At 59.8% G+C, this 23862-nt stretch carries 24 protein-coding genes and 1 tRNA gene; 12 read left to right on the plus strand and 13 right to left on the minus strand.

Annotated features, from left to right (window positions below; translation table 11 throughout):
* From HRL41_RS01810 to HRL41_RS01830, 5 genes are all read left to right on the plus strand, one after another.
* Entirely contained in the window at positions 1–291 is a 291-nt protein-coding gene (locus HRL41_RS01810) for a type II toxin-antitoxin system YafQ family toxin (RefSeq protein ID WP_172135259.1), read from the plus strand.
* A gap of 304 nt (positions 292–595) precedes the next feature.
* Complete coding sequence (locus HRL41_RS01815) at positions 596–1828, plus strand: iron ABC transporter permease (protein ID WP_172135260.1); 1233 nt, start codon at positions 596–598, stop codon at positions 1826–1828.
* Entirely contained in the window at positions 1829–2626 is a 798-nt protein-coding gene (locus HRL41_RS01820) for an ABC transporter ATP-binding protein (protein ID WP_172135261.1), read from the plus strand. It begins immediately after the preceding gene.
* A gap of 80 nt (positions 2627–2706) precedes the next feature.
* Complete coding sequence (locus HRL41_RS01825; RefSeq protein ID WP_172135262.1) at positions 2707–3792, plus strand: ABC transporter substrate-binding protein; 1086 nt, start codon at positions 2707–2709, stop codon at positions 3790–3792.
* Between the two features lie 34 nt (positions 3793–3826).
* Positions 3827–4669: a class I SAM-dependent methyltransferase gene (locus tag HRL41_RS01830; protein ID WP_172135263.1), complete on the plus strand. Its 843-nt coding sequence runs from the start codon at positions 3827–3829 to the stop codon at positions 4667–4669.
* Between the two features lie 341 nt (positions 4670–5010).
* On the opposite strand, the gene HRL41_RS01835 is transcribed toward HRL41_RS01830, so the two are convergent.
* The 5 genes from HRL41_RS01835 to HRL41_RS12390 form a co-directional block, all read right to left on the minus strand.
* Positions 5011–6333: a molybdopterin molybdotransferase MoeA gene (locus tag HRL41_RS01835; RefSeq protein ID WP_172135264.1), complete on the minus strand. Its 1323-nt coding sequence runs from the start codon at positions 6331–6333 to the stop codon at positions 5011–5013.
* A 288-nt stretch (positions 6334–6621) separates the two neighbouring features.
* Positions 6622–7350 (minus strand): nucleotidyl transferase AbiEii/AbiGii toxin family protein, encoded by a 729-nt coding sequence (locus HRL41_RS01840; RefSeq protein ID WP_172135265.1) that lies wholly within the window; start codon positions 7348–7350, stop codon positions 6622–6624.
* On the minus strand, positions 7332–8096 hold the full coding sequence (locus HRL41_RS01845) for a hypothetical protein (protein ID WP_172135266.1): 765 nt from the start codon (positions 8094–8096) through the stop codon (positions 7332–7334). Before HRL41_RS01845 ends, HRL41_RS01840 begins: the two co-directional genes overlap by 19 nt.
* A 254-nt stretch (positions 8097–8350) precedes the next feature.
* The gene (locus HRL41_RS12385; RefSeq protein WP_172135285.1) at positions 8351–8500 is read right to left on the minus strand and encodes a hypothetical protein; all 150 of its coding nucleotides are present in this window, start codon (positions 8498–8500) and stop codon (positions 8351–8353) included.
* On the minus strand, positions 8497–8619 hold the full coding sequence (locus tag HRL41_RS12390) for a hypothetical protein (RefSeq protein WP_172135286.1): 123 nt from the start codon (positions 8617–8619) through the stop codon (positions 8497–8499). The genes HRL41_RS12385 and HRL41_RS12390 overlap by 4 nt, the downstream gene beginning before the upstream one ends.
* Before the next feature lie 227 nt (positions 8620–8846).
* On the opposite strand from HRL41_RS12390, the gene HRL41_RS01860 reads away from it, so the two are divergent.
* The 5 genes from HRL41_RS01860 (at position 8847) to HRL41_RS01880 (ending at position 15104) form a co-directional block, all read left to right on the plus strand.
* A complete protein-coding gene (locus HRL41_RS01860) occupies positions 8847–9434 on the plus strand; it encodes a hypothetical protein (protein ID WP_172135267.1) in 588 nt (195 codons plus the stop codon).
* A 933-nt stretch (positions 9435–10367) separates the two neighbouring features.
* Complete coding sequence (locus HRL41_RS01865; RefSeq protein WP_172135268.1) at positions 10368–11675, plus strand: site-specific integrase; 1308 nt, start codon at positions 10368–10370, stop codon at positions 11673–11675.
* Positions 11676–12014: 339 nt separating this feature from the next.
* Positions 12015–13403, plus strand: a complete 1389-nt coding sequence (locus tag HRL41_RS01870; protein ID WP_172135269.1) for an ATP-binding protein — start codon at positions 12015–12017, stop codon at positions 13401–13403.
* 723 nt (positions 13404–14126) lie between these two features.
* Positions 14127–14618 carry a hypothetical protein gene (locus HRL41_RS01875; RefSeq protein WP_172135270.1) on the plus strand — a complete coding sequence of 164 codons (492 nt, stop codon included), beginning with the start codon at positions 14127–14129 and terminating at the stop codon, positions 14616–14618.
* 78 nt (positions 14619–14696) lie between these two features.
* Positions 14697–15104 carry a hypothetical protein gene (locus HRL41_RS01880; RefSeq protein ID WP_172135271.1) on the plus strand — a complete coding sequence of 136 codons (408 nt, stop codon included), beginning with the start codon at positions 14697–14699 and terminating at the stop codon, positions 15102–15104.
* On the opposite strand, the gene HRL41_RS01885 is transcribed toward HRL41_RS01880, so the two are convergent.
* From HRL41_RS01885 to HRL41_RS01895, 3 genes are read right to left on the minus strand one after another with little or no spacing between them, the layout of a single operon-like run.
* A complete protein-coding gene (locus HRL41_RS01885; protein WP_172135272.1) occupies positions 15101–15724 on the minus strand; it encodes an SOS response-associated peptidase family protein in 624 nt (207 codons plus the stop codon). The genes HRL41_RS01880 and HRL41_RS01885 overlap by 4 nt on opposite strands.
* Before the next feature lie 14 nt (positions 15725–15738).
* Positions 15739–15990 (minus strand): hypothetical protein, encoded by a 252-nt coding sequence (locus HRL41_RS01890; RefSeq protein WP_371808777.1) that lies wholly within the window; start codon positions 15988–15990, stop codon positions 15739–15741.
* A gap of 33 nt (positions 15991–16023) precedes the next feature.
* Positions 16024–17298 (minus strand): DNA polymerase IV, encoded by a 1275-nt coding sequence (locus tag HRL41_RS01895; RefSeq protein WP_172135274.1) that lies wholly within the window; start codon positions 17296–17298, stop codon positions 16024–16026.
* Positions 17299–17719: 421 nt separating this feature from the next.
* On the opposite strand from HRL41_RS01895, the gene HRL41_RS01900 reads away from it, so the two are divergent.
* Both HRL41_RS01900 and HRL41_RS01905 read left to right on the plus strand, forming a co-directional pair.
* On the plus strand, positions 17720–19000 hold the full coding sequence (locus HRL41_RS01900) for an amidoligase family protein (protein WP_172135275.1): 1281 nt from the start codon (positions 17720–17722) through the stop codon (positions 18998–19000).
* The gene (locus tag HRL41_RS01905) at positions 18991–19776 is read left to right on the plus strand and encodes a hypothetical protein (protein WP_172135276.1); all 786 of its coding nucleotides are present in this window, start codon (positions 18991–18993) and stop codon (positions 19774–19776) included. Before HRL41_RS01900 ends, HRL41_RS01905 begins: the two co-directional genes overlap by 10 nt.
* 114 nt (positions 19777–19890) lie before the next feature.
* On the opposite strand, the gene HRL41_RS01910 is transcribed toward HRL41_RS01905, so the two are convergent.
* The 5 genes from HRL41_RS01910 to HRL41_RS01930 all read right to left on the minus strand — a co-directional run bounded on the left by HRL41_RS01910 (position 19891) and on the right by HRL41_RS01930 (position 23621).
* Positions 19891–21318 carry an ATP-binding protein gene (locus HRL41_RS01910; protein WP_172135277.1) on the minus strand — a complete coding sequence of 476 codons (1428 nt, stop codon included), beginning with the start codon at positions 21316–21318 and terminating at the stop codon, positions 19891–19893.
* A gap of 17 nt (positions 21319–21335) precedes the next feature.
* On the minus strand, positions 21336–21776 hold the full coding sequence (locus HRL41_RS01915; RefSeq protein WP_172135278.1) for a helix-turn-helix domain-containing protein: 441 nt from the start codon (positions 21774–21776) through the stop codon (positions 21336–21338).
* Positions 21777–22419: 643 nt separating this feature from the next.
* Entirely contained in the window at positions 22420–22815 is a 396-nt protein-coding gene (locus tag HRL41_RS01920; RefSeq protein WP_172135279.1) for a hypothetical protein, read from the minus strand.
* The gene (locus HRL41_RS01925) at positions 22794–23027 is read right to left on the minus strand and encodes a helix-turn-helix domain-containing protein (RefSeq protein WP_172135280.1); all 234 of its coding nucleotides are present in this window, start codon (positions 23025–23027) and stop codon (positions 22794–22796) included. Before HRL41_RS01925 ends, HRL41_RS01920 begins: the two co-directional genes overlap by 22 nt.
* Positions 23028–23544: 517 nt before the next feature.
* Positions 23545–23621: transfer RNA gene (locus HRL41_RS01930), tRNA-Met, on the minus strand.
* Between the last annotated feature and the right edge of the window lie 241 nt (positions 23622–23862).

A 23862-nucleotide genomic window follows, 5' to 3' on the forward strand; every position in this document is an offset into this window, starting at 1 on the left:
ATGCTGGATGTCGAATACAGCTCTCAGTTCAAACAAGACTACAAACATTGCAAGAAAAAGCGCCTGCCCATGGTCGAACTACGCCGAGTGGTCGAACTTGTGGCGGAAAATTCCGAGGAATCACTTGGTGAGCTGCGGCGGCGCCACAATATGCACACTCTGCAGGGGAAGTGGAGGGGGCGCTGCGAATGTCATGTTGCCAATGCGGGCAACTGGCTCGTGATATGGTCGGCCAACGACACCGCAGCCTTTTTCGAACGCACGGGTACGCACGACGAGCTATTCCGCTGATATCCCCGAAACGTCGATTTCGCCAGATCTGAGCTTCGGGAGCAAGGCATCCCTGATCCGCGTTAGTGCTTTTTCGCAAAAAACTCATCGATCCTGAGCGCAAAACTAACCCATATCAGACGCTTGACGTCATGCCGTGTTGATATTATCCTTGATAATAAATATTCTTAATTAAAAACAATAATGCAAGAGTGCAACATTGCTTTGCATTCTCAGGAAAAAGAGGGCTCATGGGCCCTTTTGTTCAGGAAGAAGATGACAAGCGGTGGGATCCGTGAGCTTTTCTAAAGAGCGTACCTGCGCAATGGAGCCCGACACTCGCCCGTTGGTCGCTGGCGATACTATTTCGCTCTCGAGCTCCCGATCGGCCGATATCGATCTGCGCAAACAGAACGACAGCGAGCTTGATCGGAAAGGAGATCTGACGGCGAGGGGCGATTCCGTTAGACGAAAGGAGCGTCGGTTCTGGATCAAGGCGAGCATCATCATCATCTCCGTGCTCATGATCGCCGTCTTTCTCTTTTGCGTACTTTCGGGCTATTATTCCTGTACGAAATGGGAAGTGCTCCTCGTCTTGGCTCATGGGATTCTGGATGGGGTCATCTGGGTGCTGGAGCTCCCGTGCCTTCTCTTTCCCGATCTCGCCTATACGATCGGCAACCCTATTCCCGTCACATGGTCTCCCAACATCGATCTCGTTGTCTGGGACGTGCGCGTCATCCGTATCGTGGCGGTGATTTTCATCGGGGGCGGCCTCGCCCTTTCCGGAGCGAGCTACCAGTGCCTGTTCAGAAACCCCCTCGTCTCGGAATCCATCTTGGGCGTATCGAACGGGGCCTGTTTCGGTGCATGTTTGGCGATCCTTTTGATGCTGCCGACATTCTTCATCAACGTTCTCGCCTTTATCGGCGGCGGTCTCGCGGTTTTCCTGACCTATACGTGTAGCAAGATGCTGCGCGGCAACCAGACGCTTCTGCTCGTCCTGACAGGTACCGTCGTTTCCAGCATCTTCTCTGCGGGCATCTCCATCATCAAATACGTTGCGCCTACGGAAACGGCATTGCCGGAGATCACTTTCTGGCTTATGGGATCCTTTGCGAAGATCACCAAGGGCGACCTTCTCTATCTCATACCGATCATAACCATCTGCGCGGTAATCCTGATACGCATGCGCTGGAAGATGAACGTCTTGGCCCTTGGCGATAGAGAGGCTCGTGCGCTCGGCGTGAGCGTCGGAAAAACCCGCGCCATCATCGTCGTTTGCTCCACGTTGATAGCATCGGTTTCCGTTTGCGTGTGCGGGGCCATCGCCTGGGTCGGCATCATTATCCCTCAGATCGTTCGCCATATGGTCGGACCCGACTGCCGCAGGCTCATGCCGTGCGCGTTCTTCATCGGCGGAATCTTTCTCATGCTGGTAGACGTGGCTTGTCGCGCCACCATTGCAGCTGAGCTTCCCGTCGGCGTCGTCACTTCTCTGATCGGCGCGCCGATGTTCTTCATGATCCTTTTTCGAGCGAAGACTGCGTGGGCTTAAATGGGCGTTATCGAGTTACAGCAAGCCAGTTTTTCCTATGATGGAAAGACCGATATCTTCTGCAATCTCACTTGCACGATATCGACCGACAACATCTTCTGCATATTGGGGCCTAACGGTATCGGGAAATCCACTCTCCTGAACGGCATCATGAACCTTCACCCTCTGAAGAGCGGGCGAGTCCTCATAGATGGCCGCGATGTCAAAAGCTATCCGCCTAAGGAGCTCGCGCGAAAGGTAGCTTATATTCCGCAGACCTATCAGATGGTGTTTCCGTATCGTGTCTTGGATTTGATCCTCATGGGTCGCACGCCGCATTTAAACGACGCGAACAAGCCGTCCCAGGACGACTATGACAAAGCCATGGAGGCCGTATGCGCCTTGCGGCTAGAGCCTTATCTCGATAGAGCTTGCACGCAGTTGTCCGGCGGCCAGTTGCAAATGGTCATGCTCGCGCGAGCCATCGCACAAGAGGCGGACTTCTTGATTCTGGACGAGCCTACTTCTCACCTCGATTATGGCAAGCAGATGGAGACTTTGAAGATGATGTACCGCATGCACGAGCGCGGCATCGGGATCATTTTTACTTCCCATAATCCGGATCATGCGTTTTTGATCTGCGATCGCGTCGCGATCATGAATCACAAGACGTTCCAAGAGACCGGCTCTCCGCAAGACGTGATCACTGCCTCCACTCTCAGCGAGATATACGGCGCTCGACTTCAGCTCATCCGCTATGGGGATGAGCTGCGCGGTACGGTATGCGCGCCCGCCAGCTTGGATATAGAGGAGTGGTGAGGGTTCGTCGGAGCGTCGATGCCCGGTCGATCGAACCCTCTCGCTTTTCTGTATAGAGAACGAACACGAAAGGAGAACCAATGAAAGGAAAGCTGTTAGCTTCGATGATGGCGGCAATGCTCGTGGCTGCTGTGGGATTGGCTGGATGCAGCCAGGGCGCATCGAGCGAGACGCAAACGACCAGCAACGCATCGAGCGAGGCAACTGCGAGCAGCGAGAGGACCATCACAGATCTTTCCGGCAACAGCATCGTGCTGCCTAATGTGATCGATAGCGTCGTCGTCCCGTTTCCCGCTGCGACCCAAACGGTCCTTGGCCTCGGTGCGGCCGATCTGCTCACGGGGGGCTATATACTCAACACCGACATGAATAAGGCAATGTTCGGAAAATATATGGATGCGATCACGCTGATCAGGCCCAATGACCTTAATAAGGAGGTCGTCCTGGGCTGCGATCCCGATTTCGCCGTTCTCGCCTCGCCGTCTCAGATGGAGGTATTGGAAGGCACGGACATCCCGCTGCTTCTTTACAAAACGTCCAATTTCGATGAGCTGGTCGCCTCTGTCCAGATGGTCGCAGACGCGATCGGCACCGATAAGGCTGCTGAAAACGCTAAGGCCTACAAGGAGTTCTATCAGAAGCTCGAGAGCAAGGTGAGCTCTCAGACGAAGGACATCCCCGAGTCCGCGAAACCAGTCGTATACGTATGCACCGAGGACGACGGACTCTCTTCTCATGGAAAAGGCGGCGCTATCAATAGCTGGGTGACGCTTTGCGGAGGCAAGTATCTTTGCGACGTGCTGGGAGTCGAGGGCGGAGAGGTTTCTCTGACCGCCGAGCAGATCATTGAGGGCAATCCTGACATCATCATTTGCGTCACCACTGCCGGACGCGATGCGATTCTCAACAATCCCGCATTCGCCGAGCTCTCTGCGGTGAAGAACGGAAAGGTGTACGTCAACCCCATGGGCGGAAGCGTTTGGTTCAAGAGCCATTTCGAGATGCCGTTGGAGCTGACGTGGGCGCCTCTCATCATCTCTCCGGACTACGTGACCGACCTCGACACGCGTTCTTACGTCGATGAATTCTACAAGACCTTCTATGGTTACACAGTGACCGACGAGGATTACGAGACCATCATGAATCCTCCTGTCGGCTCGAGATAAAGGTTAGACTTCAAAAGAGGGTGAGGTAGAAAAAATGAGAGAAGAGCCCGATACCGAGTTCAAGCGTGTGCATACGGCTGAGACATGGGACGGGTATGCCGATGTTTGGAAGCAAGAGCTCGACGGGGATCTAGCCTATCGGAAGAATACCGAGGAGCGCGCTCGCATCGAGACGGACTTCCTTGCTCGCAACGGCATTCTTCGCTCGGATATGGACGTCATAGATGTGGGAAGCGGTCCTTGCGTCATCTCGGCCGCACTGGCTCGTAGATCGAGAAACGTAACAGCCACCGACATCTCACCTCGAATGCTTGAGGTGGGTAGGGAGTACTGCAACGAGGCCGGCATAAGGAACATCGGCTACATGCCTTGCGATTTCAGGGAATCGACTATGGAGGACCTTGGTTGGTCGAAAGCATTCGATCTGGCCTATGCGTCCATTACGCCGGCTTTAAGCGGTCGAAGAGGGCTGGAGAACTTCATCGAGTTGAGCCGAGCGTGGTGCGTCAACACCTCTTTCGTGCTCTATCGCACTTCCTTGGAAAGAGCCGCCCGTGAAATGCTCGGACTCGATCCAGACCATCCTCATTGGGACGGCTCGCAGTACAGGCAGACCTGGTGTGCTCTTTTCGATATGGGTTATTGCCCCAACACATTCTTCCATACGCATTCTTGCACGACCTTTATCGCCCCGAATCTTCAAGAGGCTCAGACGCTTGCCTTTTGGTGCGGGAAACGCGGCGATGAGCTCGTCGTCGACTCGATATTGAACATGCTGCGCGAGCTCGCCGACCAAGATGGATTGATCGAGGAAGAGCTCGAGGTGACCTACGCGACGACATATTGGGACGTGCGCATACGACAACCCCGCTGGTAGGCAACGTGGCGCCCAGCCATCATGGGCCCTTTTCTCTGCAGGAGACTACCAGACAGTCTTGCGACTGCGGCCTAGGACGAGGCCCCGGACGATTTCCCGGACACGGCAACGTGCGAAGGGAGATCAGGATGTTCAGCTTGGAGCTCAGCGCCAAAGCCCTAAAGGTGATTGAAGGGCACGATGGGTCCTACACCGAGGGCTTTGGCGCTGGCGGGCGGATGCTCAGAGGCCGCCAAGAAAGCGCTCTGCGCATCTGAGCGCTGAGCAGAAGAGGTCCGTCGCCGATGCCAACCTGACAAGCAGAACGCTCTCCGAGGCGATTGCAGCGGATGTTCGAACTCCTAAAGTGAGGCGTTGCGAAGCTCTACTTTGATGACGTCCCCTTTCCTCGGTGCTTTCGATTCATTCATGGGCATCATGTAGTATGCATTTGCTTTTTGCATTTGCGCTGATCCGGGATGTCCTTTCACGGGAGTCGCCACCAGATTGCCCTGTTCGCCAGCCTCCAAGGTCACGAATCTGATCGCGTAGAACTCATCGTCCGGCAAAACGACGCTCGGTCGCGCCTCTCCAGATGGCTTTCCGGTTTGGTCGGGCTTTTTCACAGCACGTGCGGGAAACTCCTCGAAGAGAACGGCCGGAATGAGCCTCGGGGTCGGATCAAGACCAAGAAGGCTCTTCATGATCGGAAGTAAATAGAAGTTCAAGGTGAACGAAGCTCCACCACTCGGACCCGATATGCCGACGATCGGCGTGTTCTCAACGAACGCGTAGGAGCTATGATGGCCCGGTCCATGCTTCGTCTCATGGCAGATGATCGTTCCCATGCCCTCAAGGACCTCGACGGACCAATCGTCCGATCCTTTCGATGATCCTGCGTTCAATACGACGATGTCTGCAACCGAGCAAGCCTTCACGACCGCTGCCCGAATCGCTTCGCGCTCGTCGGGCACGATATCGAAGGGAATGAATATCCCGCCCCAAGCCTCGACCTTGCCTTGAACTACAGCGCTATTGGACTCATACACCTTACCGATGCCGGCGAACTTCTCAGGCGCGTCAGAGGCGAAGGGGATGTTCGGAGAGACAAGCTCGTTGCCCGTGGCAATGAAGGCGACGCGCGGTTTGGCCGCCACTTCAATCGATGCGTATCCAGCTGATGCGATCTGCGCAGCGATGTCCGGCGCGATGACGCATCCTTTTTCTACGATCAAGTCTCCTCGCCTGAAGGTCGATCCGGCTTCGCGCGTACCAGCGAATCTCTCAGAAGGCGCAGCGGCGATCTCGACGTGCTGCTCGTCATCGGAGACGATCACATGTTCGATGACAATCGCGGTGTCGAAATCGGTTGGCATCGCGACACCGGTGTTCGCAAACTCCCAGTCAACGCCTCTTACCCAGCCGCTCGTGTCGGGAAGCTCGCCCTCGGCGAGCCCTTGGAAATGATCCCAGCGAACCGCAATGGAGTCCATCGCACACGAACGCACGTTGGGAATGTCGGTTTTTGCGTATATGTCCTCGGCTAGAACGCGACCGTACGCCTCGTTGAGCGGCACTCGATCGATGCTCGGTTTCTTTTGGCCTCCATCGACCTCGATCACGCGCAGAATCTGGTCGACCGCGTCTTCGCGCGACAATTCGATATGGCCCGTATGATCTCTCATCTTGCCTCTTTCTCGCATTCATGCGTCATCTTGTCGACCAAAACCCAGCATCGCGAACGCTAAGATCGAGCATTCGCGTGATACCGTAAGGGGCGTTTCAATCTAGACGGAATTCTGATGTGTCTCGGGATCCTCTCCTAGATAGGATCCTCGTATTAATTATTTTATTCGCGATCAAGGATAATGTCAACGAAGCATGCAAGGAGGAGCGTGCCAAAGAGCAAAGCCGTCAAAACTGCTGCTTTGCGAAATTTTTCATACTCATCGCACCTCAAACGGGCGTTGCGTTTACTTTGATAAGTTTCCTTCACTATTGAGCATGGGATAAAGCTCGACCTCAAGCTCCTTGTCAAGATTTGCAAAGCGCCGCTCGCGTCCCTCGAAACCGAATGGGAAGGCTGCTGAGAGGGTGGTATCATAAAGGATCGTCTTATGGAACAAATTTCGCTGATCTGTCGCGCCGATATCACCCAAAAGTTTCACCAAGTTCGATATGTCATAGAGGTCTCGAACCTTTACTCTGCTGAAGAACGCCTTTGCCTTCCCACCAACGAGCTCGTAATCCGACAATAGCGGAACCTTAAGATCATCTCGCAAAGGCGTGCTGCGTTCCTCGACAGGGAAAAGCGGCACTCGATTGAGATACGTGAAATCGATCTTCAGGTTGTCTGGGCCATGCGAACCTCTATAGCCAAGAAAGAAGGAACGCCCAGCATGTTCTGCTCTCCCCGAATCAATCGAATAGCCAAGGGCATGAGCCACGTCATCAATCGCCTGTTCTATCTCTGGCTTGATCGCCAACATAGAATCCCTCTCGGAGCTTCCGATATAGGTCGCATCTATATCGACAGAAAGCCTCGGGATATCGAGCATGAAGAGATTGATGGCGGTCCCGCCATACACTGCGAACCGTCCCTTGAGCAAAGGATGCTCCGTCATCTCTTCCAAGACATCGAGCAGCCTCTCGACCTTATCAGTCGTCTCAGGCAGAAAAGCCATCATCTTCTCGTTATCCACGATTCCACCTCTTCTATCGGCTCAGGAAAGATAAGTCTCCACTCAGGCGACCATCCCTCACTTCCCGCTTTTATCCTGCCAAACCTGTAAGGTCCTTTTCCGAGAAGCGACCTTAGCTCATCGAGCACCTTCTCAGGGACGCGCCAATCGGATGCCTTCTGGGACAAAACCCATCCGATACGCGAAACGTCAGTCTTATCCAGAGATCTTGCCATCTCAAGCACGACGTCGCAGTCGATATAGGCAAAGGAGCTTACCGCGCGAATCGATTCCTCAATGCCTCCGGCGCGATCAGGTCTCGCAAGACAGTCGCACAGCGTTTGCTCCTTCGTGGTCACGTTGATGCGTCCGACGGCATCGGTTCTTACTTTGCGCGTGCGCATGTTAGCTTCTGGCGGGTAAGGCACATAGCGAATCCCCCGATACTCAAAGGCCGTCTTCAACTTGCCTGTACGAAACTCGCGCTGGAAGGACACGTCATGCGCAACGCCCAAAACATCAAGGGCAGCGTGATAGCAAACAGCGGCTTCAGGATCGATGCCGGTGATGACCTCCAGCGAATCAGGCAGAGTGCCCTCATATCGTCCAGCCATCGAGGCGTAAAGGCCTTGTCTGATTCGTTCGGCCTTTCCCGTCTTGACGGCAATGCGCAGCTGCTCTTCCGCAGACGAAGGCGAGTCGCACGATGCCAGGAGCTCGCTCGTCTTGAAAACATGATGGGTCGATATGTACTCAGTGAACTTCACATTGCAAATTATACTTTAAAACCCCAATAAGTAATTGGGGTTTCTGATAGTAATTTGCAATGCCATGAATAATCCTATTTCGAACTTCTCAAATTATTTCGTTTTCTCGAAATAGAAGAATGCCAGGGGACTGCCCCCGGCGCTTGGAGGTAGCTTATTCAGCCACCGATATACTGTATTTATTATCAATCCCAAAGGCAAAACAGGCTCATATTAGCCGAAGACGCCGTTTTGCAGGGATCCGTAATGAACGTCTAATCCGTCTTGACTGGAACATCAATTCTGTCCCTGACGACACATTCTCCACCTTTCACGATATAGCATTCCGCAAAATGAGGTCCTGAGAAGCAAGTGTTTTCATGATGCTTGGACTTGTTGGAATAACTTTTGATTTGGCCTCTTATCTGGTTTTAATATGAGCTATTTCGCCAACATTTCTGGCTTTCCAGAAGACGTCATAAGGTTTGGACACCGTACAATCAACTATCTCAAAACCGAGACCTTTGTCTTTTCGTAAGAAAATACCATCTGGGGGACCGGACGATTTCCTGGACTCCCTAGGAGGCGCAGACCCTCAGCGCACGATTGAAGCAGTCCGCAGAAATGCAGGGCAACTAGGGAACCGTCCCTTCGGCATGCAGGCAGTTCCGTTTTCCATTCGCCGACCGTATGATGCCGTCTACTATACTTAGTAAAGTATAATCCTCAAGTGACTATAATTATCGCCCGTAGGCTTTAGAAAGGATGACTATGGTAAACACAGTTGCAGCTATCGGCACCTTCGGAGATGACGGCACCCCGTCAACCGTTGCGGTACCCGATGACATCAACGAGGTGCTCGATACGCTCAATGCCATCGTGGACAAGTACGACACGGGCGATGTCCTCTCGGACGAGGATTACCAGATCGTGAAGGCGTACCTGCCTGCGATCGGCGTAGAAGAGACCTCCGTGTCCGCCTATGATGCGCTGCTCGGCAGCGGCTCCTACAAGTTCAGCCGTGCTGACAAGGGTCTTGAACTGCTCGTTCAGGGTGATCTGGGCTGCCGCGATTCAGGTGAGGCTCGTATCGAGTGGTGGGGCACCATCGACATCCAGAAGACGAGCGGTGACACCGTCATCAAAGACTACGACATCACCTTCCGCGGAGCGAGCTTTGGAATGGGGCCCACCGGCAAGATGAAGCTCATCTACAAGCGCGATTTCAACCGTGAGTTCCTTGGCTGCGACCAGGTATCCTCCTCGTTCATCGATCGCTTCTCGTTCACTCAGTGGGGCTTCTTCTTCAGCGCTTCCTGTGACCTCACCACCAGCGAGGGCGATATCAGCATTCGCTAACCCCAGGGCTTCGGAGCGCTGGGCGCATAGCGCGAGACGCGCCGCCCATTCAAGCCTTTCCTTCCTTACGCAAAACACCCCGACCTTTCCCCTAGCCCAGTCGGGGTGTTTTCGCGCCCGCGGACCGTATCACGGATGTTGCGGAAGCATCTGATCGAAGCGCGGGACAAGGCTAAGTCGGTAATCGCGGTGGAAGCCTTCGGGCGACACCTGAGGGGGCTCGACGTGACGGCCCCCCTTTTCGTGCAAAAAAAGCGGCAGGGGACTTCCCCTGCCTTCGGTGGTCCTGGGCTTTGCAGCCAGACCAGCTGCAATTCATTTTAATCGAACCTTACTAGGACCCACTAGGACCTGAAGGGCCGAGTAAATCTTTGCCCGTTTCGTCTTAAATTCGCTTCGGCGCCGATTCGGCTCCTTGGTCAACGGTGGTCATCCGTGCTCGCTAGAGGGCAGATTCAGTCACCCTATTTCGACCCATTCGGCTCCGATTCGGCTCCAAGGGTTTTGAAGAACCCACCGCAAAAAAGAAACGCAGGTCAGAGTTTTAGGCATCTGACCTGCGATAACGTTTGGTCGCGGGGGCAGGATTTGAACCTACGACCTCCGGGTTATGAGCGATTCAAACCCGATTGTCAGGCTTTATCCTGCTTTCCACGCAGCCTCAAACATCCAGGCTGAGGTTCATTTCATTGTATCAGGCTTTGTCACGAATCGTCTTGTTCTTCAAGTTTTTTTATCAGCTTTGGTGCCAATTTGGTGCCAAGTATGGTGCCAAATTAGCGCCAAGGCTTGGCTGTGGAAAACCCGGTACTGAGGCATGCTCCGCGAGGAAAGATCTTCAAGGGTGCCGCATAGACGGCGCCCTTGAAGACAGTTCTCTTTCAGCCGCAACCCTGGCACCAGTTTGGCGAGGCACTGGAGAAAGGAAATCGCATGAAGTACAAGTCAAGAGGTCTCAGGAAGCGCGGCAACGGCTCGTGGCAGGCTCGAATCACGCATGCAGACCCGCTTACGGGAAAGCCTGTAACCACGTACCACACCATCAAGGCCTCTTCTGAGCGGCAGGCCAAAGAGAAGCGAGACGAGCTCATCTTGAGCCTGGAGACCGGCGGCCTTGCGATGGGCGTGGATGTCACGGTCGAGCAGTTCATGAGAAGCTTCCTAGACTACAAGGAGCAGAGCAAGACGGTTGAGCCGTCCACCATGCGCGGCTACAAGGGCGAGACGAGGCTCATGTGCAGATACATCGGAGCGGAGCTCATCTCTGACCTCAACGTGCCAACCATCAACGCCTGGATGGCCAAGATGTCTTCGGATGGCTACGCCCCGAAGACCATAGCGAAGTGCTTCCGGCTTCTGAAGCAGGCCCTCAACTACGCGATCTCGCTAGACCTTCTCACGAAAAACCCCTGCAACTTCTGCAAGCCCCCGAAGCGAGCGAAAACCCCGATCAACGCGCTTTGCCGCGAGGACAGAAGCCGCATGCTCGACCTAGCCAGGCAAGCCCAGCCAAACGCGCTCGCCGTCGCCGTAGAGATCGCCCTCACCACGGGCATGAGGCGCGCCGAGGTCTGCGCTCTCAGGTGGGACGACTTCGATAAAGACAAGGGGGCCATCACCGTATCGCACGCATTCGGCAACGGCGAAGGGGGCTTCTACCTCAAGGAGCCGAAGAGCGGCCGAGCTCGCACGATACCGCTCACAGCCCACACGAAGAGGCTCCTTGAGGGCATGCTCGAGGACTCGCGCTGGATGCTCGGGAAGCTCAAGGTCCCCTTTTCCAACTGCTTCATCCTCGGAACGCAGGAGTCCGAAAGCCGCCCCTACAATCCCACTCAGCTCGGGAAGGACTTCGCGGCCTTCTGCAAGATGAACAAGTTCAGCTGCACGTTCCATGACCTTCGCCATACCTTCGCGACGTACCTGATAGCGCAAGGCGTCGACATCATCACCGTCGCCAGCTACCTCGGCCATTCGAGCCCCTCGATGACCCTCGACATCTACGCCGACGTCGACCCCGACGCCAAGGCGCGCGCAGTGGGGAAGATCGAGGATGCCTTCGACGATGCGATGAGCGTATTCGAGCGGACTGCGGCAGAGCGTCGCAAGGAACTCGAGCAGCAATCGGATGTCGCAGAGACGAGCGATGCGGGCAAGGCGGCGAAGATGTCCGCCAACGCCATCCCCTTCTCCATCGAGGAGCTGGAGGAGATGCTCGCCGTGCTCAGAAGAGCCTCTTGAGCCAACCGTCGCTCCCGCTGGGACATTTTGTCCCAGCGGGCTATCATTGACGGAATCCATGCCTATATAATCGCGGCGTTATGTAGGCACATGCATCGCAAACAATGCTTTCCATGTGCTGCTGATCTTGTCTTGCCGCCATCCCTGGACTCAAAGGCTCCATCACAATGGTCGCCCTCCAGGGAACTAGAACCTGCCAAGGGCGCGCAACGTTGACGGAGGTCTAAACTCCCATCAGCGTTGCGCCGTCTCAGCCGTATCCGTCACGTGCGGGCTTCCGGCGCGTATAATTAACTGTCAACTGTCGCGGCAAGTGCGACCGCAAGGAAGGAGGCTCCCATGAACCTCGGCATGGAAACCGAGCGCGTAGAGCACAAGCGCAGCACGTCGGAGCTCCGAGAGGGCATGGAGTCTGCCGCCTCGATCCTCAACAAGCACGGTCGCGGCACGCTCTACTTCGGCGTGAGGCCCTCCGACGGCGAGATAATCGGGCAAGACGTCTCCGAGAAGACCCTGCGCGACGTGTCGCAGGCGTTCACCAACCGCATCGAGCCCAGAGTCTACCCCACGGTCGAACGCCTGACGACCGACGACGGCAAGGCGTACGTACGCGCCGAGTTCTCCGGCGACGAGCGCCCCTATGCCTGCGATGGGCGCTACCGCATCCGCAGCGCCGACGAGGATCTTCCCATGAGCGCGGCAATGCTCGAGGAGATGGTGCTCGAACGGGCCGCCAAGAGCAACCCATGGGACCGCAGGCCATCGGGCAAGACCGCCCACGATGTCGACGAGGAGATCCTGCGCAGGTACGTCGAGCGAGGCGTCAGGCGCAGCCGCATACCGTTCGACTACACGAACGCACGCGACGTCCTGTCGCGACTCGGGCTGCTCTGTGACGACGGAACGCTCACCAACGCCGCAGCAGCCTGCTTCGTCCCGTCGCGAGACGTGATGCTGCGCATGGGAGTGTTCGCAGACGGCAAGCGAGTCAACATCCTCGACAACCAGCAGGTGACCGGCACGCTCTTCTCCATGGTCGACGCCGCCGAGCTGTACATCCTGAACAACATCCGCCGCGCGTTCATCATAGACGGGTCCTCCCTTCACCGCGAGGAGAAGCCCGAGGTCCCCCTGAGCGCGATACGCGAGGCCCTGTTCAACGCCTTCTGCCACCGCCGCTACGAGGATGACGCCGCCGTCCAGGTGGACATCTTCTGGGACTCCATCGACATATACAGCCCTGGCCTCTTCCCATCCGGGCTCACGCCCGAAGACTACCTCTCCGGCGAGGTCACCGCGTCTAAGCCGAGAAACCAGCTCCTCGCGAGCACGCTCTACAAGTCGGGCGACATCGAGACCTACGGGACCGGCCTCCGGCGCATCAAAAGCGCATGCGACGAGCAGAACGTCCCCGTCGAGGTGTTCCAGCGCGGCGGCAGCGTCCACGTTCGGTTCATGCGGTCGGAGGGCATTGTCGCCGCCAACTCGCCGATAACCGCCGATAACCGCCGACAAACCGCCGACAAAGTCAAATTGAGCGGACTAGCCGGGAATGACAGAAAGGTGTGCGAATACCTCTCCGCAAATGAAACGGCGTCGGTAACGGAGATGTCGGAGGCTCTCGGCATCCCATCGCGAACCCTGCGCGACGTTATGCGCCGACTCGCCGAGAGAGAATTGGTGATCTCCTCGGGAGCGAACAAGAACAGGCGGTACAGCCTGCGCTAGGACGGCGCGGTCCTCGTCGAGGGCACGCTCTCGCGCCTTGGCCGTCTTCTCGTCCTCGCCGTGCCGCTTCGTCCGATGCTCCCGTGCGTAACATGGCGACACCCGCCTCATGGCTGAGGAGAGCGTCGGCCGCCTCCATCTGGCCCCCGCAGGAACCGAGGCGCACCGTTCTCGGCGCTAAAAGGGAAGCGCAGGACGTCCCCGATGACGCGATCGGAGAACCAAGAGAAGACGTCTCGGGCAAGGGGCCGCTTTGCTTCGCGCGAAGCCGCGACGCGGCAGACGGCTCGTAATGCGGGAAACGACGACTGCGCCCACCGCGCCTGAAAGCGGGCGCAAAAGGCGGACGGGAGGATGGGCGACGCGGTCTTCGACCCTGGCTCGTCCGGCAAGGCAGCCCGAGCCCCGAGCCCATCGACACCCCGCGCTCGCGCCCAAACGCAAAGGACGAGGTACGCCCCCCGACGCCGGGAGCCCGCCACCCATGCGACTCCCGACCACGCAAGCCCCTTCCCCTCCAGGCGGGAAGACTCGCCGAGAACCCGCTTCGGCACAAGGGCCGCGAAAAACTTTTGCCGCGCCCGGGCGTTCCCATGGCGGCAAAACTCGAAGGCCCTCCGGGTTTTCGCTTTGGCCCCCTGCGCCCCGCGCGGGACCCCGGCGCGCCTCTAGCCCGGAAGGCGAAGGCATGGGGCCTCGCCGAAGATCAGGAAGTCGCAAATCATGGGAAATAGAGCCGTCATCACGACGAGGGACCGCAAGGTCGGCGCGGACGTGCATTGGAACGGCGGGCGCGACACGATCCAGCCGCCCCTCAAGTACTGCGAGCCGAAGGGCTACCGACCGCCCAGCAGCGACCTGAGCACCTCTAGCATGATCCCGTACCCCGAATCCCGAGAGCAGTCCGAATACGACTTCGACGAGATGCTCCAGACCTTCGACACATGCATGCCCGAAGGCGAGCGCCTCGGCGCGTACCTGGATTCAGCGGAGATCCCCGTGTCGGAGCTGAGGCTGGGGGACATGGTGTGGATGCGCGACGTGGGTGACCACGTCAAGGCACACCCAGTCGTGGGCTTCGGCACTGGCATGGTCAACGGCTACGACCGCACGGGCGCTGCTTACGTCGAGCGCTACGACCGTGACGGGGACTGCTCCTGGAACCCGAACAACTACCCCCACGGCGAGACGTGCCGGATCGTCCCGCGCAGGTAGCCGCCCTTGCGTCGTCAGCTCCCATGGGCCGGCGGCGCTCCCCCACCAGCCAAGTCCATCGCAGAAAGGACGGCGACCATGAGTTGCAGAAGCGAGCTCCGCATCGCCAACGAGAGCGAGTCGCTCGCCCTGCATGTCGAGCCGTCGATCGCAATCGAGGTAATCGCCAACCAGAAGGAGGCTTCCGTGGACAACGTGACGATCGCAAGCGTTATCGCCGAAGGGGGACTCACGCGCTGCATATCGGCAACGGCGACGATGGCGCCCGGCGCGCCAGGCCTCCGCATAACCGGCGTGACGGACCTGGCCGCCTGCGATATCAGGGCCCTGGTCCTGGCGGCGATGGGCAAGCGCGGCATCCGCCTGCCGGAACGCGCCGTCGCAGTCGAACTCGCCTTCGACGTCCCCTTCGAGCACGCAAGCGAGCTGGGCTTCGCCGTGTTCGTCTCAGTCGCTGAGACAATTTGTCCCAGCAGCAGCCCCTAGGCAGGCTCCGCTTCCAGCCTGATTGACGAGCGGTCGGCCAGCCGCCGATAGTCGGGGCCGAACCAGAGGGGAAGCTCCTCCTGGCGGACGACGAGGGGCATCCGATGGTGGACCGGGGCCATGTCGGCATTCGCCTCGGTCGTGACCATCGAGAAGCGGTCGCCCTTCCAGGTGCAGCCTATGAGGACCACGTCCTTGCCCGGCACCCTGAACTCGTACTGGCGCTTGACCGGCTTCCCCGTCTTCGGGGATGCATGGGTCTCGCTCCTGTGCGTCTCGTAGAACGACGCGACGGGGATGACGCATCGCCTGTGCTCCATGGAGTCGCGCCAGGTGGGCCTCATCGCGCTCTCGATGCGCGTGTTGAAGATGACGCCCGGCCTCCACGGCTCCTCGAAGCCCCATCCCATCTCTCGGGCGCAAAGGCTGCCGCTTTGAAGCTCCACCATGCCGATGGCGGTGTCGAACCGAGGGACGATGAGCGGCGCCGCGGAGTTGGGGTAAGCCTGGACCCTGCGCGCGGGCCAGTCCGGCTCGAAGTTGAAGGGGGCGCCGACCTCGATCTCCCTTATCACCTCGAGCACCTCGTCGAACGTGAATATGACGTATCTTCCGCACATGACCTCGTCCTCACTCAGCATACGTGCCCTTCCGGCACCTTCTCCTCCACGAACCATCTCGGGTCCTCGTGGAAGAGGAGCGTCTCCTTGCCGTCTATCATCACGGTATAGCACATGCCGTCGCCGCCGACGCGCTTGGAGGAGCGGCGGCACACGGATGTCACCTTGTCTATGGGGTACGTGCGGCCGTCCCACCACTGCACCGACATGGGGCGGCACCTGCCGTCCTCGTCTATGCGCGCCGTCACGCAGACGTACCTCTTCACCCTTCCGTCTATTCCCTGGACCACGCCCATCGCCTACCTCAGGAACCCTATGGGGTGGACGGTGTTGTCGCGCTTGACGTCGAGCCCGGACATCACCTCGTCGGTGAGCTCGACGGCGCGATGGACGCACTTGTTGCCGAACCTGCGCCGCAGCTCGTCGATCGCGAGGTCAAGCTTCTCCAGCTTGCTCACCCTCTCGACGTCCCCGAAGAGGTCGTGCTGCGTCGGCTCCAGCATCGAGGACAGGTTCGTGGCGCGCACGTGGATCGCGCGTATGGCGTGCTCCTCGTCGAGCGGCTGGCTCGCCCGCATGAGGTCCATGGCGACGTTCGCGACGTCGGACGTCAGGCAGGTGGGCGCACGCAGGGTCGTCTGCCTTGAGTATCCCGTGAGGTCCGCGGCGCGCCTGACGCCGGCGGATATGGTCCTGCTCCTGAGATGCGACTCCCTGAGCCTCTGCGACACCGACTCTGACAGCAGCCACACGAGCGCCTTCACGTCCGCCTCGCACACGAGGTCGCGCGGAGCTGTGAGCCCGTTCCCGATGCCCTTCACGGCGTAGTCCGCATCCGCCCTCGCGGGATCCATGACCCTGACGGGGCTCTGGTCCTCGCCGCGTGCGAACGAACGCAGCATCCTCCCTATCTTGCCGAACCTCTTGTCGAGGAAGTAGTCACCGGCATGCGCGAGGTCGCCTATCGTCTCGTACCCGGCGTCATGGAGCTTCCTCGCGGTCGCAGGCCCCACGTAGACCATCTCCGACGCCTTCATGGGCCATGCCACGTCTCGGTAGTTGCCCTTCGTGATGGCGACGACGCCGTCGCCCGGGTCCGTGTCGCTCCCGAGCTTCGCGAACACCTTGTTCCAGGAGACGCCGACAGACGCCGTGATCCCAAGCTCGTCCTTCACGCGCTCCGAGATCTCTCCTGCCACGAGCATGGGGCTTCCGCCGAACAGGTGCAGCGACCCCGTCACGTCCATCCAGGACTCGTCCAGCCCGAACGGCTCAACCTGGTTCGTGTACTCGTAGCAGATCATGCGAGCCAGCTTCGAGTACCTCTTGTAGGCGTCGTAGTCGGGCGGCACGACGACGAGGTCCGGGCACTTCTGCTTGGCCTGCCATATCGCCTCTGCGGTCCTCACGCCGCGCGCCTTGGCCTCCCGCGACTTCGCCAGGACGATGCCGCTGCGCCGCTCCGGGTCCCCGGCCACGGCCACCGGCTTGCTCCTGATCGACGGGTCGAGGTGCTGGGCCACCGACGCGTAGAAGGCGTTCATGTCGATGTGCATCACGACGCGCTCGCGCAAGGGCGCACCTCCTCGATGTAGGTACATTTGTTCGGTTACATGACCCAATGATGCTCCCGCTCGCCGCATCCGTCAATCGAACAGACTGTGGTTTTTCCGAGTCGGACGGCCGCCGGGCAGAGGGAAGACGCGATGCGGGGCTTCCAGCGTCATTCGAGTGCCCTGAGATGGGATGCCCGCGCTCTTGGCTCGTGGGCATCGGCTTTGCAGGCCGCCCTTTCGGCGCGCCTAGCAGCCCGCATGCTCGCAGGCGTCCGCTCATGCGCGCAAGGGCCGCGAAAACTTCTTCTCGGCGCGCTCCCGCTCCCAAGGCCCGAGAAGAACTCCAGCCCTGCCGGGTTTCGCTTCCCCCCTTGCCGCGCCCGCGCGCCGCCTGCGCCTTTCGGGCGCGCAAGGCACGCAAGAGAAAGGGGCGATCCAAATGCCAAGAACGACCACGAGGACCAGAGCGAGGCGGGCCAACCCTCCTCAGCGCGAGGCTCTGCTGAGCTTCTGCGGGCACTGCGAATCGGTCTTCGAGCCCGCGAGCTCGCCGGTTCCCGACGTCTGCCCGAGCTGCGCCGAGACGAGGTACGCCCGATGCGACTGCTGCGGCAGCTACCATCTCGCCGAGGGGATGATCGCCACATCTGAGCTGCACACCCTCTGCCGAGGCTGCGCCGAGTCGCTCACCTACACGTGCGGCTTCTGCGGCCAGCGGCACGAGACCGAGTCCCATGAGCCCACGACCGCGCATGACGGACGGCTGGTCTGCGACGAGTGCCTCCCGAGCTTCTCCCGCTGCGACTGCTGCGGCAGGCTCTTCAGGAGCAGCGACACCCGCCTCACGAACGACGGGCGGTACTGCTGGTCGTGCTCGGCGTACAACACCGGGCGGGCGATCATGTCCTACAGCTTCAAGCCCGAGCCCGTCTTCCACGACGTCGAAGGCGGCGATCCGTCGGGGCTCTACCTCGGCGTGGAGCTCGAGATGGACTGCGGCGACGCCGAGGCCGCGGCGAAGCGGATATCCGAGGCGTACGGCCCGCAAGTGCTCTACTTCAAGCACGACGGCAGCCTGGACGACGGCTGCGAGCTCGTCACCCACCCCATGAGCCCCGAGTACATGACGTCGGACGCGGGCAAGGAGATGTGGCGCGACATCTGCGCATCGGCGCTCGCCGAGGGCATGCGAAGCCACGACACGAACACCTGCGGGCTGCACGTGCACGTCAGCCGCGGGTTCTTCGGGGCAAGCCGGACGTCGCAGGAGCTCACCGAGCTCAAGCTCATCGAGACGGTGGACCGGCTCTTCGAGCCCATCGTCATCTTCTCCCGCCGCAAGCGCCACTGCATAGACCGCTGGGCGCCCAAGTGCAACGCCCCCAAGGAAGACGCCGGCTGGGCCAAGAAGGCCAAGCGCGTGAGCAGCTTCGCCAAGCGCGACCGCTACCACGCCGTCAACGTCGCCAACGACGCGACCATAGAGTTCCGCCTATTCCGAGGCACGCTCAAGCCCGAGACGATCCTGGCCACCCTGCAGTTCGTCACGGGGCTCTGCCACCTCGTCAAAGCCTCCAACCCCTCGCAGATGGACCGCTACGGCTGGTACGGCCTCTGCGACGCGGTGATGGACGCGTGCCCCGTGGACACCGCGGAGCTTCACGACTACCTGATCGAGCGCGAGCTCATCGTCCCGGAAGGAGATTTCGCATGTGCATAATCGTCTACAAGCCGCAAGGCAAGCAGCTCCCCGGCACGGACACGCTCCGGGCCTGCTGGGACAACAACCCGGACGGCGCCGGCATCATGTGGCCGGACGGGAACCGCGTCAACATCCGGAAGGGCTTCATGACCTGGCCCTCGTTCCTCGAGGCGCTGGACGAGGCCATGTCCGGCATCGACGCGGCCTCTACCCCCGTGGCGCTGCACTTCCGCATCGCCACCCACGGCGCGGTCGTCCCGGGATGCTGCCACCCCTTCGCCGTGAAGGACAGCCTCGCGAAGATGCGCATGACCGAGATCGGCGCCGAGGTCGGGTTCATGCACAACGGGACGCTCTCGGGCCTCGACACCGACGACGCGACCTCCGACAGCATGGCGTTCGCGAAGTCGGTGCTCGTTCCGCTGAAGGCGATGTCAGGCGACCTCCTGGGCGACGAGCGCGCCCTGCGGATCATCGAGGGATCCACCCAGGGCTCCCGCTTCCTGCTCATGTCGAAGGCGGGCGTCGTGCGCACGTTCGGCACGTGGGTGGAAGACCGGGGCATCCTCTACTCCAACTTCAACTACATGCCGCGCCCCGCCTGCAAGCCCGCCCTCGCGGGCAGCGCGGCCTACGACGCTTGGGCGGCGTTCGGCGAGCCGGACGAGAGCTTTGCGCGCTACGGGCTGTTCGAGGCCTGCAAGGAATGCCCGATGCTCTTCGAGTGCGCGGAGTACCTCCCCATCTGCACCGACGACCTCCAGGCGTCCGAGATGGTGGCGAGCTTCACATGACCCGCTGGGACGATTTGCCCCAGCGGACGGGCCCTCTGTCCTGCGCAGACCCTACCCTCGCCCGATGCGCAGCCGCGGCCGCGCAGGCAGGCATCATTCCTCTCGCCCGCGAGGCTACTCGTCTTCCCCGATCACGACCCAGGCGCCGGATTTGCGAGAACCCTCTCGCTTGATCAGGCTCTTTTCCCTCAATCCCCTTATCGCGCGTTCAATGGACCTTTCCGTGAGGCCAAGCTTCGCGGCAGCCTCCGCAGCGGTAACATGCGGGTCTGCGATTATTTCGCTTAGAACAGCGAACTCGGTTCTGCTTAACCCTGCCTCTGCAGCCCGCACATCTTTTATCCCGACGTTTATCCCGACATTTGTCCCGACGCTTGTCGGGTTATCCGGCACCGCATCCACGACCATGCTGCGCCCGAATGGATCGTTCCTGTGGAACACCAGGTTGGTGCCGTCGACCGTGCGCACGTACTCGACCTCGATGCCGGCTTCGTCGCACAGGTCCTTGATGCGCTTGATGCCAGTGCCGTAGGCCTCTATGTCGCCTGAGCGGTAGAGCGTCCTCGAGATAAGCGGATTGCGGGTGATGGAGGACTTGCTCTCGCCAGAAAGGTGCTTGTCGGGATCCTGTCCTTTGATGAACCAGCCGGGGCTCAATATCTCAACTGCATCGTTGTATATGTCTATGACGACAGCCTCCGTGGTCTGCCAGTCGCGATGGGCGAACGCGTTCATGAGCCCCTCGCGCAGGGCATCGCGCGGGATCTCGGGATAAACGGGGCTCGGCCCGCTCGTGAAGGTGTCGACCCTGTTGCGCGTGTTGGTGATGATGTACCACTCCGCCTTGTCCACGAGGTCGAAGAAGACGCCCGCCTCCTGCCTGAGGTCGAGGATGTCCGTTCTGGCATGCGTTGCCAAGATGCCCATCTTGAGCCCCGTGTATATCGAAGGGCAGAACAGCACGACTGCGGCATTGCGCAAGTTGTCGCCATCGAGCAGCCCCAAGCGCTCCAAGACGTCTTTTGCATTCGTGTACCCGAAGGGGATGCGACCCTTGCCCTGCCCGCGCTCGACGAACTTGCGGAGCGTCTCCTCATCCACGTCCGAAACGGTCTTGCCGGAGACGCGCCCATCCCAGGGGTTGACGCTGCTCTCGACCTCCCTGAACTGCAAGCGGAGCTCGTCGGGGCTCATGAGCACGTCCTCGTCCGCGACGCGGATGCGGTACCTCCCCGCACACGAATAGGGAGCGGCATCGCCTCTGAACGCGACCTTGACGTAGTCCTTCCCCTCGGGGGTCCTCTCGTGCGTCACCGACGGGTAGATGGAGGGCTCTATGTGGTTGCCGACGGCCTGACTGATCTCGCGGAGCGTCGACTCGGACACGTCCTGACCGCACACCTCGCCGTCCCTTCGCACGCCGAAGTACAGCTCGCCCTCTCCGTGCTTGTTCAGGATCGAGGCAATGGACGCCATCGCCTCCTTCATCTCGGAGGTGGACCTCTTGAACTCCCTCTGCTCGTCCTCGTGTCCCAGGTTCATTGCCCGCACCACCCAGCCTATTCCTCGCCGTCGACGTCGAACGACCCGCGCCATACGGCGTATTCGCGCTCCGACACCCGCCCGTCCTTCAGGGCGTCCCTCTGCTCCGCCCACCTCTCCAGAGCCATCTCCAGCTTCGGGGCGTGGGGCGCGTCGGGGTCCACCGCTATGGCCATGGCGGAGCCTACGCGCACGGGCTCTATGCCGAAGCCCGCCTCCTCCATCCGGAAGAGCACCTCGAGCACGTCTTGCACCGAGTCCAGGTGCCGGTCCTCGAGCGATTGCGCGGTCACGCCGAGGGCGTCGGCGATCGCCTGCAGTGCCTGGCGGTCGGGCGTCCTGTAGCCCGTCTCGTAGTTCCATATCAGGCTCTTCCCCTTGCCGATCCTCTCGCCGAGCTCGGCCTGGGTGAGCCCCGCCACCTTTCGGGCCCGCCTTATGCGCTCTCCTGTGCTCAAGTCACGCGCCTCTCTCTCGCCTCCGCCCTATTATCCCTCATTCCTTCCGCGTATTCGTGTACCCGCGGAAGATTTGCCCCTGAGCGCTGCTTTTTCTCCAGGGCCCCTTTCCCTGAGCCGGCCATCTCGCCCTCAACCCCTCATCCTCCCCTCGCCTGCCTTGGGGCGCATCAACGCATGTGGCCGCAGCTGCTCCTTCAAAGCGAGAGGAAATGGCCAACGCCTAGATCCCTTGCGGTAGGTTCGCATCCGAGGCTAGCAAGGCCGTCCAGGCAGTTGAAGTCGGATTCGGGAAGTCGAAATCGGGTTTTGGGAATCCGATAGAGGGATTGCGCTTGCCTAAATCGCGCTGACGGCGACGGCATGAGGCAGCATGCGCCTCCGCGGCGCATGCTGCGCCTCGGGAACGCCTCGGTTGTCGGAGGCCATCTCCTAGTCCGATAGGCGTGGCATGCTCGACCACGCGAGCTGCGCCCGGAGCAAACGGCGGGTCGCGCATCCCACGCGCAACACAAAAGGATCGGCCTCGCCTGAGAAGAGCCTTTTTCTGTCCATCATGTTGCTGCGCGTGCGTCTTGTCGGGGGCCTACACTTCTTCCACGAGTATATTCTCTTTCATTTTGCGCGAGGTTGTCCATTCGCGCTACGGGAGGTCCCGCGAGATGAACCTCCAGCACTCGTCCGTGAAGCGGTACGTGGCGACGTGCCCGAAGTTCGAGCGGTCGGGCCTCCAGCGGCCATCGGCCGATGCTCTGGGCACCGGCTCTATCACGAGCTTCTCCTTGAGCTCGGCCATGCCCCGCGACACCTGGGCGGGCGTGAGCGTCGTCTCGCGCGACATCTTCTCTCGCGAGAACGCCTTGAACGTGCCGTTCGGCGTCACGTAGCGGCAGAGGGACGCGATGACGGCGAACCCGCTCCTGCCCACCTTCACGCGCACGAGGAACTCGATCAGGCTCGCGGGGATGGTCGCGAATCGGCCCGATCGGTATCTGATGGCTTCCTGCTTGCCCCCGTCTATCCTCGGCGGATTCTGCATAGCGTAGCCTCACGCGCCTGCTGCCTGCGAATGTAGTCCTCGCATGCCGCCGTAGAGGTGCGCCTTGCGTTCCTGACCTTGAACGACGGAAGCTCGCCCGAGTTGAACATCCGGTATATCGTCGACTGCGACACGCCGAGCAGAACCGCCGCCTCCTTCGCGGTGATGGTCCTGCTCTCGCCTGCGCTTACGAGCCTTGCGGCGTCTCCCATGCTGCCTCCTTCATCTGCCTTGCCATGCTATGCAGGCTTGGCTCGCGGCTCCAGGGGCTTTGAGGGATGCGAAACCGCGCTTGGGGGACTCGCAACCTGGGTTGAGGCAGCCGAAAGCGGCGCGCAACCCCCTTGCAACAGGCAGGCGATCCCAGGTCGGCTTTTTGTTCTTCATTGTTTTGTTTCTTCTTTTTAAACGCTTTCGGCAGGGCGAGAGCAGCAAGGCGAGTTGCTGTCGGCATGGCGGAACCATAGGTGCCGCCCCGGTGAAGCGTTGCTATCGCCAGGGCGAAACCATGTTGACGATGCTTTCGTCAGGGCGACACCAACTGTGGAGAAATACCGGTATTCGCGGTTTTGTCCGAATGGTCTACAATGCCTTTGGTGCCAACTTGGTGCCAAGGCTGGTGCCAACTTGGTGCCAAGGCGATTCAGGGCATGTTTGAACGATGGGTGTTTTGACAAAGAAAAAGCAGGTCGGACAACCTTTTCAGATTATCCGACCTGCTGGTCAGTTTGGTCGCGGGGGCAGGATTTGAACCTACGACCTCCGGGTTATGAGCCCGGCGAGCTACCAGACTGCTCCACCCCGCATCATCTGGTGCCTTTCAAAAGGCAAGGATATATATTACTCGCTCTGACGAATTGCGCAAGAGGCAAGTTCATGCTCCACCGTTTCTCCACAAGCGCGGCAACGCCCGCACGTCCCGTTAATTTTCATTGCCAGCCGAACACCTGCTCATTTTCGACATCTTTTCTCACACTCAGCCGAACGCGTACGGTTGAGTGCGGAGGCCGCAGCGACCCCGCAGCGGCCCAGCCGATGAAAGGAGGT

Source organism: Adlercreutzia sp. ZJ473 (genome assembly GCF_013185065.1).
GTDB lineage: Bacteria > Actinomycetota > Coriobacteriia > Coriobacteriales > Eggerthellaceae > CAAEEV01.

Coding starts and splice junctions, on each gene's coding strand:
- HRL41_RS01860 (WP_172135267.1), top strand. CDS start 8,847: ATGGTAAACACAGTTGCAGCTATCGGCACCTTCGGAGATGACGGCACC.
- HRL41_RS01865 (WP_172135268.1), top strand. CDS start 10,368: ATGAAGTACAAGTCAAGAGGTCTCAGGAAGCGCGGCAACGGCTCGTGG.
- HRL41_RS01925 (WP_172135280.1), bottom strand. CDS start 23,027: ATGGGAGACGCCGCAAGGCTCGTAAGCGCAGGCGAGAGCAGGACCATC.
- HRL41_RS01810 (WP_172135259.1), top strand. CDS start 1: ATGCTGGATGTCGAATACAGCTCTCAGTTCAAACAAGACTACAAACAT.
- HRL41_RS01920 (WP_172135279.1), bottom strand. CDS start 22,815: ATGCAGAATCCGCCGAGGATAGACGGGGGCAAGCAGGAAGCCATCAGA.
- HRL41_RS01870 (WP_172135269.1), top strand. CDS start 12,015: ATGAACCTCGGCATGGAAACCGAGCGCGTAGAGCACAAGCGCAGCACG.
- HRL41_RS01880 (WP_172135271.1), top strand. CDS start 14,697: ATGAGTTGCAGAAGCGAGCTCCGCATCGCCAACGAGAGCGAGTCGCTC.
- HRL41_RS01815 (WP_172135260.1), top strand. CDS start 596: ATGGAGCCCGACACTCGCCCGTTGGTCGCTGGCGATACTATTTCGCTC.
- HRL41_RS01885 (WP_172135272.1), bottom strand. CDS start 15,724: ATGTGCGGAAGATACGTCATATTCACGTTCGACGAGGTGCTCGAGGTG.
- HRL41_RS01830 (WP_172135263.1), top strand. CDS start 3,827: ATGAGAGAAGAGCCCGATACCGAGTTCAAGCGTGTGCATACGGCTGAG.
- HRL41_RS01900 (WP_172135275.1), top strand. CDS start 17,720: ATGCCAAGAACGACCACGAGGACCAGAGCGAGGCGGGCCAACCCTCCT.
- HRL41_RS01820 (WP_172135261.1), top strand. CDS start 1,829: ATGGGCGTTATCGAGTTACAGCAAGCCAGTTTTTCCTATGATGGAAAG.
- HRL41_RS01910 (WP_172135277.1), bottom strand. CDS start 21,318: ATGAACCTGGGACACGAGGACGAGCAGAGGGAGTTCAAGAGGTCCACC.
- HRL41_RS01825 (WP_172135262.1), top strand. CDS start 2,707: ATGAAAGGAAAGCTGTTAGCTTCGATGATGGCGGCAATGCTCGTGGCT.
- HRL41_RS01905 (WP_172135276.1), top strand. CDS start 18,991: ATGTGCATAATCGTCTACAAGCCGCAAGGCAAGCAGCTCCCCGGCACG.
- HRL41_RS01835 (WP_172135264.1), bottom strand. CDS start 6,333: ATGAGAGATCATACGGGCCATATCGAATTGTCGCGCGAAGACGCGGTC.
- HRL41_RS01875 (WP_172135270.1), top strand. CDS start 14,127: ATGGGAAATAGAGCCGTCATCACGACGAGGGACCGCAAGGTCGGCGCG.